We start from the raw sequence: 16,235 nt of genomic DNA on the forward strand, positions 1-16,235 counted from the left end.
ATCTTTGAATTACTAATTCAACCTGATACTTACCAATGACTCGGAGCAATAGCTACCCAACCGATTTATCTGAACTTATTAATTTGTTTGATTTTGAGCAAATGGCTGCTTCTAAAATGACCCGCATGGCCTACGAATATGTAGCCAGCGGTGCAGCTGACGAAGTAACACTCCGATGGAATCGGGAAGCTTTTGATAACATCAAACTCAATACTACTGTATTGAATGATGTAACCAAGCTAGATACAAGTCTGTCTCTTTTCGGTAAAGAGTTAGCCCATCCTATACTCATTGCTCCTACTGCTTTTCACAGACTCATGCACTCAGAGGCTGAGGCTGCCACTGCTAAAGGTGCAGGGCTAGCGTCTGCCACTTATGTAGTCAGCTCCTTTACAACCACTCCACTCGAAGAAATAGCTGAAATAGCTACTCAGCCTCTATGGTTTCAGTTATATGTAAGAGACGATCGTGCTTATACAAAAGACCTGATTCAAAAAGCAGAATCTTTGGGCTACCAAGCCCTTTGTGTAACCGTTGACACCCCAACTCCCGGAATCCGCGACAGACAAGCCAGAGTAGGCTTTGCCTTGCCTGAAGATGTAATTGCTCATTATTCTCTTGGCGAAATAGGTGCGCCAAAAAATCCGATTACCTGGAAAGATATTGAATGGCTGCAATCATTTACTAAAATCCCTGTAATCCTGAAAGGTATTCTAAATCATGAAGATGCGGTCAAGGCTGTTCAAACAAATGTAGATGGCATTATTGTATCTAACCACGGTGCAAGAAACTTAGATACAGTTCCTTCGACAATTGAGGTACTTCCACGTATTGCTGACAAAGTAAATCAGCAGATACCGATATTATTAGATGGAGGAATCAGACGAGGTACCGATGTAATGAAAGCCATTGCTTTGGGCGCTAAAGCTGTTTTAGTTGGGAAACCCATCTGCTATGGATTAGCCTGTGGTGGAGCCGACGGTGTAGCAAAAGTAATACAGATACTTAAAGACGAACTATTATTAGCTATGATACTTACAGGGAAGACTAGTTTAGCAAGTATTGATCGTTCTGTGATATGGGAATAATTATATATGTTAAATAAGAATTTATTAGTAGTAAAAAAAGGTTGTAAATCGATTTGATTGATATTTGATGGAAAAGACTAATTTAGTTACCTATGTTTTGGAAGATTATAAGAAAGGCAAACGATATTTCTGTGACTTGGATATGTATAATGAAAGTTTTGATAATGAAAATCTTGAAGACATAGTCTTTGATGGTTGTAATCTTTATATAAGTTTTAGAGGAGCTAATTTAAGAAATGCGAAATTTATAAATGGTGGGATTAAAACCTGTGATTTTAGAGAAGCTGACTTAAATAATGCCATATTTGAAAATGTTTGTATTGAAAGTTCACAATTTGTAAGGTCAAAGACGGATGATGTATATTTTAACAATAACTCTTGTTATGGTCAACTAGTAGTCCAAGCCGAATTTGATGAGTGGATCAAAGATTTTGAAGAATAAGAATTTTAGTAATTTATATAAAAGTCTTAATACCTCGTCTATTAACCACACCCTGCTTTCTTGCGTTCAGAGAGCCTGAATTAATTGAATTTGGTGAAGATCGTTCCTTCCAAAACAACATCAAAAAATGCCGAGATCACTCCAATTTACCATTGGATAAATTTTTTTGACCATCTGCGCCTTAGGACTTATCTTGCCAGCCAATTACAGCAAAAGTTGTTTTGGATAGGGCTACTTAATTTTAGTAGCTCCTATTTTTTGCGAAGAAAAATTTCCCTTTCCTTCAGTTTCAAACAGGTCACAAATAAAATATACAATAGACCATTCCTAAATTAAAGGCTGCATGACAAACGATTGCTCCTAGAATTGAACCCACATTTTTTCTGTAGCTATAGAACAAAAGACTTACCAAAAACATACTTAAAACCCATAGGAAAGTTGGGATAGTGAAGAAATGCCATTGCTTATTAATAAAAACCAATCCAAAATGTGAAATATGTGTAAGAGCAAAAGCAGTACCATCAACCCACGATGCTTTTTTTTCACCTACTGATTGGGCAAAACTTGTATGAACAAGACCTCTAAAGAATAGTTCTTCGCCAATTGGGCTGAATATCATGGCTGTTGTTGCCATAATGGCAAATAAAACTGCTTTATCTTTTTTGTTGATACCCCATGGTATATTATAAGATTTAGCAATGTATTGATACCAGTTTTTATCGGTATTCCCATATAGCGTTTGTCCTATCCAATATAAAAGTAAGCTGGCAGCAAGCCCAGCAATAAAAGCAGCTAAAAGCCATGAGTATTTTTGGGGTTTGGTGAGTCCTATTACTTTTCGACCATATTTATTTATGAATATAAATGGCGCAATGGCCGAAATGATCATTATTAATCCTATATACTTGTAATTTGCAGTTGCATTGGCATGCAAAACCAATATAAAACGAGGGACACAGATAACAAAAATCAAGAAAAGCCCAAATTTCCAGTTAAAAGAGAAAAATTTATTCCAGAATGGTTTCAATTCTTTTGTCATAGTGTTTATAGGTAATAGATTTTTCAGGTTTAGTTACTCTGATAAGGCTATCTCTTTCTTCAAAGTTAATTTCAGAAAAAAATAGCCAATGATGCCTGCAACCAAGGAGGAGAGCAGAATTATAAATTTGGCATTATTGATAATGTTGACAGCGTCAAAAGCCAATAATGTAATAAATATAGACATTGTAAAACCTATACCACCCAAAAAGCCTACACTGCCTAGAACTTTCCAGTCAAGATCATTGGGTAGTTTGCAGATATTGAGTTTTACTGCTATAAAGGCTATCAGAAAAATACCCAAAGGTTTGCCTATAATCAGACCTGTTGCAATACCTAAGCTATAATTCCGGGATAGTATATCACCGATATTGCCACTAATACTGATTGCGGTATTAGCCAATGCGAAAATGGGGAGTATTAAAAAAGCTACGGGTTTATGCAGAAAATGCTGCAAAACATAAGAAGTCGATTTTTCATCGCCATTACCAAATGGTATAGCAAAGGCCACCAATACACCTGTAATAGTAGCATGTACGCCAGAATGAAGCATAAAATACCACATAGCTATGCCTCCAATCAGATAAGGGATCAGGTTTCTTACTTTTAACCGATTCAATAATAATAAGAGAGCAAAAATGCCAAAAGCTATGAGCAAATTACTCCAAAGTAAGGTTTTGGTATAAAAAATAGCAATCACTAATATTGCCCCAAGATCATCAATAACAGCTAAAGCAGTCAGGAAAATTTTCAGTGAAGCAGGCACTCTATTGCTAAGCAACGAAAGTACTCCTAAGGCAAAGGCAATATCAGTAGCCATCGGTATACCTGCTCCTGGTTGTGTTGCTGTACCCCAGTTAAAAAACAGATACAATAAGGCAGGTACAAGCATACCGCCCAATGCTCCGAAAATTGGTAATAAGGCATCTTTTAAATTAGAGAGTTCACCTAAATAAACTTCTCTTTCCAGTTCTAAGCCAATCAGCAGGAAGAAGATAGTCATTAGTCCATCATTTATCCAATATTCTGTAGATTGCCCGGCTATTGGTGCATGCCATATATGCGCATAATTATCTGCAAAGCTTGAATTAGCTAAGAATAAAGAAATAATGGTACAGGCAATCAGGATAAGTCCCCCTGCTTTTTCGCTTTCAAAAAAATCTCTGAATAGTTGTGTCAGTTTCATACTTTAGCTGCTTTTCTTGCTGCGAAAGTAGGAATTTATTTTTATATACGAAGAAAGCAAAATGAAGATATTGAATCATAAAATTATTTCGCTTAACATAGTATTGTCAACGTAAATCTGTGAAACATTCTACATATAAACCAAAATATTTAGGTTTGTTCCAATCTTAATAGAGTTCTTTTCTTTCTCCTTTTTCTAGTCTCCTGGCTCTGTATGCTAATTAATTCTGCCTCTCACCAATACAATAGCATAAGCCATCAGGGGCCACTATAAAGAAAACTTTCCATGAGGTTGTGCCATGTCGCTGCAAACTGAAATCTGGGTCTACTTTGCTAAAGCCATTGGCCTTCAGTTCTTCAAAAGCATCTTCTACATCGTTTACTTCAAAGAAACAGCCATCCTGAGTCGGGTCGCCTCCATTTTCTACTAAACCTATTTCTATATCATTTCTTTTTAATACTACTGATTTATGAGGAGAATTACTTTGAGATGTTCTCTTAAAACCCAATATATTTTCATAAAATGGAAGTGCGAAATCTACATCTTCAACTGGTAGATTCATACTATCCTGCTGATAGGGCCATGCGTTTTTATAGATTACTTTGGAGGTTTTCATATTTTTATGGTTATATGCAGAAAGGAGAAAATAAGTATTTTAAATATTCAGAGCATCATTAACAACTAATTCTGCTCTGTGCGCTTTGCCCAAATCATGATCAATGCTACCAATACTAACCAGCTCACTAAACTAAAAATAAAGATTCTAAAGCCCAAAACACTGATAAAATTGAAGTTTGTAAAAATACCAATCATGCCGAAAGCAATGATAATAAAGCCATAATAGCCTATCCATTTGGGTAAAAGCGTTTTAGTTACAATTATTAAAGACCATATACCAATGGCGAAAACACAAGCAGCAATGAAAATATAATCCATAGCAGCATTCATATATCTGCCATAGCCTAAGATGGTTTTCAGTACTGCCTCGTCAACGCCTGACTTATAATATCTTTCTACAAAATAAGGTAACACTATACCGTTTATAGAGGCCGCTATCATGGCAGCGATTAACCCTGAGCAAAAAACGAAGAAAGAAAGCATTGAAACTCTGCCTGATGTTTGCAAGTGTACGGTTAATCCCCAGCTGCCAAATCCTATAAAAGGTAAGCAAAAAATAGCCATCGAGTGCGAGAATATAATAGTTTCTTTAATATGAGTGATATGCTCCATGCTTCCACCACTAGGGTGTAATATCATGGTGATGGTAGCTAATAACGAGCCAACTAAAAGGCATAAAGCAGTAGTTTTTCTGAATTGAGGTTCCATATGATTGTTTGTCCGGGATAAGTCACAAAAATGATTTATCTCAATAAAACCATCACTTGATTCAAATCAAGAAATGTAAATTATTAATAGATTCCTCGCACTCTGCTTAAAGTTTCAGGAGTAATTTTTAGATAGGAAGCTATCATTTTCAACGGAAATTCCTGAAGTAATTGAGGCTTTGTTTCAACGAGATAGTTGTATTTTTGTAGCGGTGTGAGAGAATTATCAAAGTAGTGCATGCGAGCCATGCTTTGTTCCATCAATTTACCTAATTGAAAAAAGGCGGGTGATACTTCGATAAGATGATGTATTTTATGGATAGTAAGTTCTAAAACCTCGCAATCAGTATAAGCCTTCATTTGTGTAGTAGAAGGCTTCTGTCCGACAAAGCTCGCGTAGTTCATTATCCAGTCGCTTTGAATATAAAAATCAATGACATTCTCTTCAATATCATTAACAGAGAATTGATAAACCGCCCCCGATACCAAAAGAAAAACCGATTGACAGATAGCACCCTCGGTCAATAACAACTCATTCTTTTTAAACTGTTTTCGTACCAACAGCTTTTCAAGTGTGGCAATATCTTCAGCCGTGAATCTTCCTATTTTCTTTAATGATGCCTGAAGCATGGTCTTGAATGTCGATTGTCAGTTGCGGAATATCGAATTTGTTGTTAACAGCAAATTGGAATTTTCAAAGTGTCTATATCTATACATAGGGATATTGAAGCGATTGTACATATATAAAACAGGATTATTGATTCTCTCTGCCTCCCCTCCTAGCCAAATACTTATTCATGTGGCTCTACATGTATCAGTATCTGCTCTAATTCCGGCATTTGGGTTTGTAGATAATCTTTTAGGTTATGCGCTACCGTATGGCCATCTTTTACAGTCATATTGGCATCAACTACAATATGCAAATCTACATGAAATTTCATACCAGCCTTTCTCACAAAACACTTTTCGGTATCAATCACGCCTTTTACTTCTAAAGACTTCTCTCTGATAGTATCTATTACATGATCATAGAGATTTTCATCCATAATTTCGCTTAGAGCCGGGCGAAAAATCAGGTAGCAATTGTAGAGGATAAATCCTGAGGCAAACAAAGCTGCCCAATCATCAGCTGACTCATATCCTTTACCTAAAATTAAAGCGATTGAGATACCAATAAATGCCGCTACAGAAGTGATTGCATCGCTCCGGTGGTGCCAGGCATCGGCTTTTAAAGATGAACTATTTGTTTCTTTACTTCTTCTGATAACAATCTGATAAGAAGCTTCTTTCCAGATTATTATTACTCCTAGTACTATTAAGGTCCAGGTTCGGGGAAGTTCATGAGGGGTTCTGATTTTTTTAATACTTTCATACGCTATCAAGGTAGCTGAAATAATCAGAAAACCTACTACCAGAAAGGTAATCAATGGCTCGATGCGTCCATGCCCGTAAGGATGATTCTTATCAGCGGGACGGCTGGCATACTTTATTCCAAGAAGTACAAAAAGAGACGCAAAAATATCAGTGGTTGATTCGATGGCATCGGCAATCAGGGCATAAGAATTACCAAAAAACCCAGCTAGCCATTTAGTAACAGCTAAGCCTATATTGCCAAAAATACTAAAGTAGGTAGCTTTTAATGCTTTTTCTTCGGGAGTATTTGCCATCTAAAAGAGGTTATTGCTGAATCGCTTCTAATTTCAGAGCAATTGTCAATACTCCTGTAAAGGTAGAACAAATGATTTAATATTGTCGATTTTCGGTTGCAGAATGTCGAATATGGTTTTAAATTCAACATTCTGCAACGTTCGAAAATAGTACTTATGTTCGCTTTTAAAATTTATCTCAACACATACCCCATTCCAAATACGGTATGAATTAATTTTCTCTCAAAATTCTTATCAATTTTCTTTCTCAGATAATTAATATAGACCTCAACATAGTTTGTTCTCCTATCAAAATCAACATCCCATACTTTTTCGGCTATCTGTGCCTTTGAAAGTACTCTTCCCTGATTCCTCAAGAAATATTCCAATAATTTAAACTCTTGTGCCGTCAATTCTATAACCTCATTGCCTCTTTTAACGCACTTAGTATCTAGATTTGCCTCTAAATCTTCAAACTTCAATACATCGTGGGTCATTTGTACCTCTGAGCTACGCTTAATGAGTGAGCGTATCCTTGCCAGTAATTCTAAAAAACTAAAAGGCTTAACCAGATACTGATCGGCTCCAGCATCAAATCCGGCTACTCTGTCGTTTGTGTCTCCCATAGCTGAAAGTATGAGAATCGGTGCTTTTATACCTGCTTCTCTCAACTCACGAATGAGCATGTGACCATTTATGCCAGGTAGTATAATATCAGTAATAATAACAGCGTATTTATTGCGTAAGGCTAATTGCTTGCCTATTAAGCCATCATAGGCTATATCAACTTCATAAAAATTCTCTTCAAGACCTTGCTTAACTAACTGTACGGTCTTGAAGTCATCTTCAATCAATAATAATCTCATGGGAAAATAACTCCTCTAATAAAAATCTAATAATTTATTAAGCGATTTCTAATAACTGTGATAGAAATTTGTTTACAGGTAATCAATACAACTTATTATCATATAAGCCTGGTCAGATAGTAGCTTATAATAAGTCGATGATATAATCTTATTAGCCGGAGTTTCTTTTTTACTTGTGAAGTCGTTTTACAGCAAAAAAATAATTCTATACAGCAAATATAAGAACCAAATTTTAATTCGAAAGCTTTTTTGAGATTTTCTGAACTACTTTTGGCGAAAGTTCAAAACAAAAAATTTATCCTTCGGTAGGATAAATAATAATTACATCTCTAACCACTAAAACGTTGATGCTTAGCTATTTATTGAGTGCTTTAATAAAAATATTAAAGCACTCAATAAATAGCTAAGCACTAGGCAATGATGTGTGTTTTGATGAGATGGCGCATTTGTTGCCAGGTCACATCCCATGAATGGGTTTTAAGAAATTCATCTATGGTTTTCTTCCACTCTTTGCGTTTGTCGTAAGAAAGAACCTCTTCAATAGCGGCTTCAAATTCAAACACATTGCTCGCTGTATTTACTAATCCCATTTCTTCATAAGGGCTGATAATATCAGGCACCAGTGTAGACACTATAGGTTTAAATGCCGCTAGATACTCAGGGGTTCTGGTTGGTACATGTGCCTGTGTTGCTTTCTCAGTCGATACAAGCAATAGCGCAGCATTCCAGCCACTGATATAAGAGGGTAATTCCTGATACGATTTTTCGCCCAGATAATGAATATTTTCAGCTTTTGGCAGCGTGTCTTCATCAATACCAATGACTGGTCCTATTAAAACAAATTGCCAGTCAGGTCGACGAGCCGAAAGTGCTCTAAGAAGCTCTAAATCGAAACATTCATCAATGGCTCCATATAAACCAAGTCTTGGATGTAAAATTTCTTCCTGATCTGCTGGCTCTGGTAATTCCAAACGAGCCTGAATAAAATGCTCTTTGTCAATACTACTCGGGAAATTATAGACCTGCGGATGCCAGTTACGTTTGGCTTCGAATAGTGTTTTACCATTGGTAAATACCAAATCGCTTTGGGAGATTAATTCATTTTCTATATCTGTTAAAGCTGGCTGTGTGGTTCTTATCGGCGTTACACAATCATACACTACCACTCTCGGATATAAATCAGTAGTATAATGGTTACTAACAGGTGTGTAATACCATGTACCATAATTTTCAATGCTATACTCATAACATAGTTTGGCTAGCAAATTCTGCATAGCTTTTTCTGCGTCGTTTCTCGATAAGTCCTGAGGCAATTTCGGACTTACCACAAACAGATTCTTATGCTTTTTCAGTTCTTTTACATCCATGTCCGGCTCTGAAACATTCTGTTCAAATTCAGGTTCCTGAATATAAAAAACCCGCCATTTCTTAGCGGCATAGCTCATCAGATGTTGAGGCCGTTGAAAGACAGACTCCCATTTGAAGGGTGCAAAACAAAGTAATGTATCAATATTATCTTCCTCGTGAATTTCTACAATTTGTTTATCATGTGGAAACGAGTATTCTCCGGTGTCGAAACTTTTCATGATTTTACTGTTTAAGTCTTAGCGAAAGTTTAAATAAATGTTCCTCTATCTATTGAGGCAAATTACTCGTGTTTAAGAGTTATACTTTATTTTGATGGGGAATATCAATGAAATGTTGGGGTTTAAAATACCCATCAATAAACAATTCAGGATGATGATAGATAGCTTAGCTGGTAAAGCGGCTTAAGCAGCCCATTTTAACTTAGAAAACTGTAAAGCAGTCTCAATCAGATAAAATATCATTAATGGACATCTCTTTAATAAGCTTTTATAGGTTTCTATTCATGTCTCCGACCGCTCAGTAAATTATGGCATAGGTTTTGTCAGGATATGACTGTGAGTAGGCAATAATATATTTTAAACGCTGTTATCATTAAAATTATTAAAATCATGACAACACAACTTAACGAAATAAAAAAAATACGGGAAGAAGCGCATCTCCAACTCATCAAAACCAAAGCTTTAGTTCTTGAGGCACAGGTTCAGATAATAAAGATGAAAGCATCTGCTCTGAAAGCCCGGGTACAGGCGCTTAAAAATCTGGCATTAATCGGGCATATAGATTTTCAGACAACTAATAATATCTGATAAAAAAAATAAGCTTTGCATTACGCAAAGCCCATTTCAAATAAACAAACTTTTACTTCTTTCTTTCTTATCTTTATTCCTGAGCGGCTTCTTCATTAATATGAGACTCTGCCAGGTCTGTTAATTTTTTATCTGCTGCTCCTTCTTCATCAAGAATCTCTTGCAGTACATCGGCCGCATCGTTGTGACCAAGCATTCGTGCCAATGTTCTTAACGTACCATAAGAAGCTATTTCATAATGCTCCACCTTTTGCGCAGCCATAATCAAGCCGCAATCGCGAACTACTGTTCCCTTATCTGTAGATTCTATTACTTCTTCTCCTTCTTTTATCAGGCCTTCCATAGCCGGACAAACTTTGGCTTGAGCTTTTTCACCTATAATTTCAAATACTTCTTCTACTTTTTCCACGTGGCCTTCTGTCTCACTCAGATGCATTTCAAAGGCGTCTCTTAAATCTTCAGATGTGGCTGCTTTGGCTAATTTAGGCAGCGCTTTTGTTAAATTTTTTTCTGCCCAATAGATGTCTTTGAGGCCATCTACAAATAATTCTTTTAGTTTTTCACCTTCTTGCTCTGAAGTTGTGTAATTTCTCATGACAGTCTGGTTGTTTTAATTTTAAAAATAAAAAGAGGAATTGCCTAAAAACGCTAAAAAATTATACCACCCCAAAACGGAAACCAAATAGTAAGTTTTGAGCATTGCGTTACCTGAAAATCAAAAGAGTGAGGTGAAGAAATGTGGCAAAAAAGTAACAGAGAAATCTAAGCAATACAACAAGCATTACTTTATTACTCTGCACAATTGCTATACCTCCATTTATCATCTGGTTCAGTTTATTCATAGGCATCGTCTTTTGAATCAACTTTTTTCGATTGTGGAGACCCATGTTGACGAAGAAAAACGGTAAAATATACGATTACAAATACTGCCAGAAACTCACTCTGCCAGTTCTGAAATGATTCAAACCAGAAGTCGGTGCTTCCTATGTAGTCAAAATAGAAATCAGGGTTTTCATTTTTTAACAATTGTTCAGTCTGATGATGTCTGAAACTTCCCCAACTATGTGCGGCAAATGACAACAAGAAGAAAGTAAAAAGTGTAAGACTTAAAGAATTGGCATAAAGCCATTTAATTAATCCGCCTTGTCTGACTGCCCAATGCGGGCTCTTATGCTCGTCTGGCTTCTTGTCTTTTTCTCCAATAGGATTCGATTCAGGAGAGCCATGCTGATAGAGGAATATGCTGAACACCACAAAAATAAACATCTGTAAGAACTCACTTTCCCAGTTTTCGAAAGTGGCCGATACAAAATGTCCACTTGTCAGATAATCAAAAAAAGGAATAGGCTTCCCATTATCCTCGAGCAGTTCTTCATTATACACTTTCCAACCTGTAAGGGCTTGCCCTGCCCAGAAAACCAGAAATAATACTAGCAATGAAATAGAAAGACCATTTTTTTTAAGAAAAGACGCCTTTTTCATCTCTACAGACTTTTAAAGTGTTTGTTCGTATATATACTTTACTGAATAAAAATTCTGCGCCATAAATAATTACGTGGAGCGTATTACTCATCAAATAACTAAATGAGATTAAAAATCCATTTATAGCCTCATAAGTAGGATAAAAATCACCAATTGCTCAATGGTACGCTTTTTTGTTTAACAATATCAATATTTTCAAACTCATTTATTAAACAAAATACATGATGGAATGTGTATTCACTTAACACCAATGTAAAGACTCAATTAAATTTGTTTGTAAATAAAATGGAGATGTACTACAGTTTTGTTGTGACTATTTTTTTGCTGTGACTAAAATTGTCAAACTAATCAGGTGCTATTCTACACCACATGCTAATATTCTATATTTTACTGTGATTTTGTAAGTCCTATGGAAACAAATGGAGTAATACTACAATACTTTGAATGGTACTATCCGGCTGATGGTACATTATGGAATAAATTAGCCGATGAAGCTGAACATTTGCCTGCCTTAGGCATAACTGCCGTTTGGGTACCATCAGCCTGTAAAGGTGCAGAGGGTGCTAAATCAAGAGGCTATGATATTTATGACCATTATGACTTAGGCGAGTTTAACCAGAAAGACACCGTCAGAACCAAATATGGTACCAAAGAACAATACCTGAATATGATTAAAAAGTTACATGAAAACGGTATCCAGGTATATGCTGATATAGTGCTTAATCATCTGGCAGGGGCTGATGAGAATGAAAAAGTATGGGTAAAAAAAATGGATCCTGAAACCAATGTTGACCCCATATCTGAGCCAATACAAATAGAAGCGTCAACTCGTTTTACTTATCCGGGCAGAGGGGGTAAATATTCTGATTTTGTTTGGGACTATCATTGCTTTAGTGGTGTAGGTTATGCCGCTGATTTACAGGAAAAAGGTGTTTTCAAAATTCAGAATGAATACGATACCAAATGGGAGGAAGTGATTGGAAACGATAAAGCTAATTATGATTTTCTGATGCTTTCTGATATTGAGTATCGCAACCCGGTTGTACGGGAAGAAATGAAGCAATGGGGAAAATGGTATTATGAAACTGCTGGTTTCGATGGCGTGAGACTGGATGCCCTTAAACATATTACACCTGATTTCCCACCAGAGTGGCTAGATTTTATGAGAGAGAATTTTAAGTCTGACCTGTTTGCAGTGGGAGAATACTGGACTGATAAAAAGCTTGATCAGTTAGAAAAATATATTAAGGCAACACAAGGCAAAATACACATGTTTGATGTGCCGCTTCACTATAATCTAAGTGTTGCATCTAAGTGCAATCAAGAGTACAACCTTAGTACTATTTTCGACAATTCTTTAGTAAGTACACAGCCCTCGTTAGCCGTAACTTTTGTAGAAAACCATGATACACAGCCTATTCAATCTTTAGAATCAGGAGTTGAGCCGTGGTTTAAACCTTTGGCTTATGCCCTTATATTATTAAGAAAAGAAGGTTATCCATGTGTTTTCTATGCAGATTTTTATGGTACAAGCTATGAAGACAAAGGCAAAGATGGCAAATATCATAAAATAGAAATGCCTAAAATTAAAGAGCTACCTAAGCTACTGGTAATTCGTAAGCATTATGCCTATGGAGATCAGAAAGATTATTTCGATAACAGCAATTGTATTGGATGGGTAAGAGAGGGTAATGACGAACATCCCGGCTGTGTAGTGATTTTATCAAATGGTGAGAATAGCGAGAAAAATATGGAAGTGGGCAAGCAGCATAGTGGTAAGCACTATGTAGATTTTCTACAGAATGTCAATGAAGAAGTAATAATTGATGAAAATGGTACAGGCACCTTTCCTGTTAATAAAAAATCGGTATCTGTCTGGGTTTTGAAAGAAAATTAAATCTATAAAATATAAAAAACTAAAAAATCTACGCAATGAAATCAGATAAAGAGCAAATTGACAAAGCTTCTTCAGGAGAGGCGGACATGAAAGTAAAACCCATTTTTGAAAGAGAATATGACACAGCCGATAAGAAACTAGCGGATAAAGTAGCGATTGTGACGGGAGGCGACAGTGGGATAGGAAGGGCTATATGTATAGCTTTTGCGCGAGAGGGTGCCAAAGTAGCTATTGTTTATATTGATGATGATACCGATGCTAAAGAAACCAAAAAGCTAGTAGAAGAAAAAGGAAGTGAGGCCCTACTAATAAATACTGATATAAGTATTGAAAAAAATTGTAAGAAGATTGTACAGAAAGTAATAGATAAATGGAAACGGCTAGATATTTTAGTTAATAATGCCGCTGTGCAGTTTCCGGCAGCTATTGAAAAAATTGAAGAAAAAAACTTACTCAAAACATTCAGAACAAATATATTTTCACAGATTTTTCTGGTACAGGCTGCACTACCGCATTTGAAAGAGGGCAGTTCTATCATTAATACGACTTCGAGTACAGCCTATACGGGCAATCCTTTTCTGTTAGATTATTCTGCTACCAAAGGAGCAATCGTGACATTTACTCGTTCCCTCTCAGGCATTCTGAATGGCAAAAAAATAAGGGTCAATGCTGTAGCGCCAGGGCCTATCTGGACTCCATTGATTGCTGCTACTTTCCCGGATGAAACCTTAGATACTTTTGGAAAAGATACCCCTATGCAAAGAGCAGGGCAACCAGCCGAAGTAGCTCCGGCTTACGTTTTTCTGGCTTCAGACGATGCCAGTTATATTACAGGTCAGGTCATTCATATAAATGGCGGAACTATCGTAAATGGATAGAAAATGATAGGCAGAATGTGTAAAAAATTAAATTTTCTATTAAATTTCAGTTAAAACCAGATTTTTTTCACCCCAAAAGGCAATTTTTAATAGAAAAAAGCTATTTTTATAGATAACTTACTAAACCCAACATAACGCATGAATCAATTAATAGAAAAGGAAGTTTATATAGCCAAAGAAAACTAAACTTCGCTCCTTTAATTCAATACCTAAAAGCGTTAAAGGTGATTTACTGAAAATCATCTGAACCATGTAAACACAGAAGCTGTTTTGTAAAAAAGGCAGATTTTGTGGAGGGTTTATGTGTTAGTCCCATCTATAAAAAATTTACACATACTATAAAAGACCTTACTATGCACGTATCATTGAATGTAGTCTTGGCGGAAGACGATAAAGACTATCAGGAAATATTTAACAATGCACTCACAGAAGTAAATATTCCAACAAAGCTGACAGTTGTAAGCGATGGTGTGGAATTGATGCAAACCTTGCAATCTCCTGAATCTCCAGCATATAATATTGTTGTATTAGACATTAATATGCCTAAAAAAGATGGGATTGAGTGCCTGAAAGAAATCAGGAAAGACAAAAATCTAAGTAGTACTTTTTCGGTTATCCTGACATCAAGCCAGGATACAGTGATGAAACAAACTGCTTATGATGCCGGAGCTAATTTGTTTCTGACCAAACCTGAGGATTTTGATGAATATGTCGAAACAGTCAGAAAAATATTAACTTCTGACTGGCAATTGAAGTTGCCGATTTTCTTTTAAAATCTGTAGCTGCTTTAAATAAATTTAGATATTAGCAAGATATAATAAATTCTCTAAGGGTGATATATTCAAAGCAAGGATATATCACCCTTTTTAGTATTTATAGAGCTTTACTAGTTTATTATACCAGACATTTTCCCCCTCAAATATACTAAACTGCTCTACTTATCTGTTATTAAACTATACTGCACTAGAAAGCTCTCATCTCCTACCCCTTTATATTAACCTAATTAACAGATTTAACACATTTGTTAAGTCACTAACTTACCCAATATGATACTAATGCATAACATCAGAGAGATAATCAAAGATGCTTTACAAAGGTTTGGCATACATTACGAAGAAATCACAGCGAGTAGCACCGATGAAGGTAAAACTATAGTATTAGCCAAAAAGAACTGCCCTGTTCTATTCGAAGATTTCATTCAGTTTATTAAACAAGAGGGCTTCAAATACAATTCTTACTTCTGCCCTACCAGAAACCGAATTAAGATTGATGTGAATTTAGCGATTTAGACTACGTGGCCCGGTGATTTAGTGATTTGAAAGGCTTAATTAATGGCTAAATAATTGAGGATATTACAGTGAGGTGTCATCTGCTCATGCTCTAACCCATCAATTAAATCTGAACTATTCAAGATGTAAATCAGCTTCTCCAATATTATTCTTAAATCGATACAAATACGGTGCTTTATTAGCAGCTCCCGTAAATTTCTTTTCAAGACGTTCAAGTATATCCAGATCCAGTATCATTTTCTGAAAATTATTCCGGCGAAAAGGTTTATCTAATACTGTTTCGTATAAATCCTGTACTTCTTTCATCGTAAATGTTTCAGGTAGCAAATTAAAACCTATCAGCTTATGGTTCAGCATGAGTCTCAGGTAACCAAGTGCTTTCATGACAATTTCTGCATGGTCAAATGCTAAAGGTGGCAGTTCTTTAATATCATACCACTCGCACGACTCATCTAATTCAGAGCAAACCGGTACTACTTTATGAATATCTACCAAAGCATAATAGCCTATCGAGATAAACCGACGCTGCACCCAGGCAACATCTTCGGCCGTTAAGCCTGATTCTAAAAACTTATCCCAATGAAAATCTAACACATCTTGCATCAGTCCTGGAGAAGAACGTTCGAGGCTGCCAAATACCCTGAATTGCTCTAAATAAATATCACGTATGCCTGTTCGTTCGGCCAGGATTCTCAAAGCGGCATCATCCAGACTTTCGTTTTGTAAAATGAAGCCTCCGGGAAGTGTCCAGATATTTTTAAGAATCTTGATTTTCGGCAACAATACCCGCAATTGTCTGTCATGAAATCCGAGAATAACGCAATCTATGGATACCTGTTCTATATAGTCTTCTTTATTAAGTATGTTCATCAGGCTGATACTTGGTGTTGTGTAAAATACGTTAGAAATAGGTGTTTAGACTAA

Annotated in this window: 18 protein-coding genes; 7 read left to right on the plus strand and 11 right to left on the minus strand. The window is 36.1% G+C overall.

Annotation, left to right across the window (positions count from 1 at the left end):
• Positions 1 to 35: 35 nt before the first annotated feature.
• Both D0T08_RS01110 and D0T08_RS01115 read left to right on the plus strand, forming a co-directional pair.
• Positions 36 to 1,088: an alpha-hydroxy acid oxidase gene (locus D0T08_RS01110; RefSeq protein ID WP_116980722.1), complete on the plus strand. Its 1,053-nt coding sequence runs from the start codon at positions 36 to 38 to the stop codon at positions 1,086 to 1,088.
• 67 nt (positions 1,089 to 1,155) lie between these two features.
• Positions 1,156 to 1,530: a pentapeptide repeat-containing protein gene (locus D0T08_RS01115; protein WP_116980723.1), complete on the plus strand. Its 375-nt coding sequence runs from the start codon at positions 1,156 to 1,158 to the stop codon at positions 1,528 to 1,530.
• Positions 1,531 to 1,828: 298 nt separating this feature from the next.
• Here D0T08_RS01115 and D0T08_RS01120 read toward each other — a convergent pair whose 3' ends face one another.
• From D0T08_RS01120 to D0T08_RS01155, 8 genes are all read right to left on the minus strand, one after another.
• The gene (locus D0T08_RS01120) at positions 1,829 to 2,569 is read right to left on the minus strand and encodes a CPBP family intramembrane glutamic endopeptidase (RefSeq protein ID WP_116980724.1); all 741 of its coding nucleotides are present in this window, start codon (positions 2,567 to 2,569) and stop codon (positions 1,829 to 1,831) included.
• 33 nt (positions 2,570 to 2,602) lie between these two features.
• Positions 2,603 to 3,754: a Na+/H+ antiporter NhaA gene (nhaA, locus tag D0T08_RS01125; protein ID WP_116980725.1), complete on the minus strand. Its 1,152-nt coding sequence runs from the start codon at positions 3,752 to 3,754 to the stop codon at positions 2,603 to 2,605.
• 220 nt (positions 3,755 to 3,974) lie between these two features.
• Positions 3,975 to 4,370, minus strand: a complete 396-nt coding sequence (locus D0T08_RS01130; protein ID WP_116980726.1) for a VOC family protein — start codon at positions 4,368 to 4,370, stop codon at positions 3,975 to 3,977.
• 65 nt (positions 4,371 to 4,435) lie between these two features.
• Positions 4,436 to 5,080: a hypothetical protein gene (locus tag D0T08_RS01135; RefSeq protein ID WP_116980727.1), complete on the minus strand. Its 645-nt coding sequence runs from the start codon at positions 5,078 to 5,080 to the stop codon at positions 4,436 to 4,438.
• Positions 5,081 to 5,163: 83 nt separating this feature from the next.
• Positions 5,164 to 5,709 carry a Crp/Fnr family transcriptional regulator gene (locus tag D0T08_RS01140; RefSeq protein ID WP_116980728.1) on the minus strand — a complete coding sequence of 182 codons (546 nt, stop codon included), beginning with the start codon at positions 5,707 to 5,709 and terminating at the stop codon, positions 5,164 to 5,166.
• Positions 5,710 to 5,870: 161 nt separating this feature from the next.
• Positions 5,871 to 6,746: a cation diffusion facilitator family transporter gene (locus D0T08_RS01145; protein ID WP_116980729.1), complete on the minus strand. Its 876-nt coding sequence runs from the start codon at positions 6,744 to 6,746 to the stop codon at positions 5,871 to 5,873.
• Between the two features lie 173 nt (positions 6,747 to 6,919).
• Entirely contained in the window at positions 6,920 to 7,591 is a 672-nt protein-coding gene (locus D0T08_RS01150; protein WP_116980730.1) for a response regulator transcription factor, read from the minus strand.
• Between the two features lie 410 nt (positions 7,592 to 8,001).
• Positions 8,002 to 9,177 carry a glycosyltransferase family 1 protein gene (locus D0T08_RS01155; protein ID WP_116980731.1) on the minus strand — a complete coding sequence of 392 codons (1,176 nt, stop codon included), beginning with the start codon at positions 9,175 to 9,177 and terminating at the stop codon, positions 8,002 to 8,004.
• A 390-nt stretch (positions 9,178 to 9,567) separates the two neighbouring features.
• Here D0T08_RS01155 and D0T08_RS01160 point away from each other — a divergent pair, with 390 nt between their 5' ends.
• Positions 9,568 to 9,765, plus strand: coding sequence for a hypothetical protein (locus D0T08_RS01160; protein WP_116980732.1), 198 nt, complete (start codon positions 9,568 to 9,570; stop codon positions 9,763 to 9,765).
• 73 nt (positions 9,766 to 9,838) lie between these two features.
• Here D0T08_RS01160 and D0T08_RS01165 read toward each other — a convergent pair whose 3' ends face one another.
• Both D0T08_RS01165 and D0T08_RS01170 read right to left on the minus strand, forming a co-directional pair.
• Positions 9,839 to 10,360, minus strand: coding sequence for a ferritin-like domain-containing protein (locus tag D0T08_RS01165; RefSeq protein WP_116980733.1), 522 nt, complete (start codon positions 10,358 to 10,360; stop codon positions 9,839 to 9,841).
• Between the two features lie 239 nt (positions 10,361 to 10,599).
• A complete protein-coding gene (locus D0T08_RS01170) occupies positions 10,600 to 11,247 on the minus strand; it encodes a DUF6766 family protein (protein ID WP_116980734.1) in 648 nt (215 codons plus the stop codon).
• Positions 11,248 to 11,656: 409 nt separating this feature from the next.
• Here D0T08_RS01170 and D0T08_RS01175 point away from each other — a divergent pair, with 409 nt between their 5' ends.
• From D0T08_RS01175 to D0T08_RS01190, 4 genes are all read left to right on the plus strand, one after another.
• Positions 11,657 to 13,144, plus strand: coding sequence for an alpha-amylase (locus D0T08_RS01175; RefSeq protein WP_116980735.1), 1,488 nt, complete (start codon positions 11,657 to 11,659; stop codon positions 13,142 to 13,144).
• Positions 13,145 to 13,179: 35 nt separating this feature from the next.
• A complete protein-coding gene (locus tag D0T08_RS01180) occupies positions 13,180 to 14,022 on the plus strand; it encodes an SDR family oxidoreductase (RefSeq protein WP_116980736.1) in 843 nt (280 codons plus the stop codon).
• A gap of 353 nt (positions 14,023 to 14,375) precedes the next feature.
• Entirely contained in the window at positions 14,376 to 14,795 is a 420-nt protein-coding gene (locus tag D0T08_RS01185; RefSeq protein ID WP_116980737.1) for a response regulator, read from the plus strand.
• A gap of 282 nt (positions 14,796 to 15,077) precedes the next feature.
• Positions 15,078 to 15,311, plus strand: a complete 234-nt coding sequence (locus D0T08_RS01190) for a hypothetical protein (protein ID WP_116980738.1) — start codon at positions 15,078 to 15,080, stop codon at positions 15,309 to 15,311.
• A 114-nt stretch (positions 15,312 to 15,425) separates the two neighbouring features.
• On the opposite strand, the gene D0T08_RS01195 is transcribed toward D0T08_RS01190, so the two are convergent.
• Positions 15,426 to 16,181, minus strand: a complete 756-nt coding sequence (locus D0T08_RS01195; protein WP_116980739.1) for an NrtR DNA-binding winged helix domain-containing protein — start codon at positions 16,179 to 16,181, stop codon at positions 15,426 to 15,428.
• Positions 16,182 to 16,235 lie beyond the last annotated feature (54 nt).

It is taken from the genome of Emticicia sp. C21 (assembly GCF_003418935.1).
Lineage (GTDB): Bacteria > Bacteroidota > Bacteroidia > Cytophagales > Spirosomataceae > Emticicia.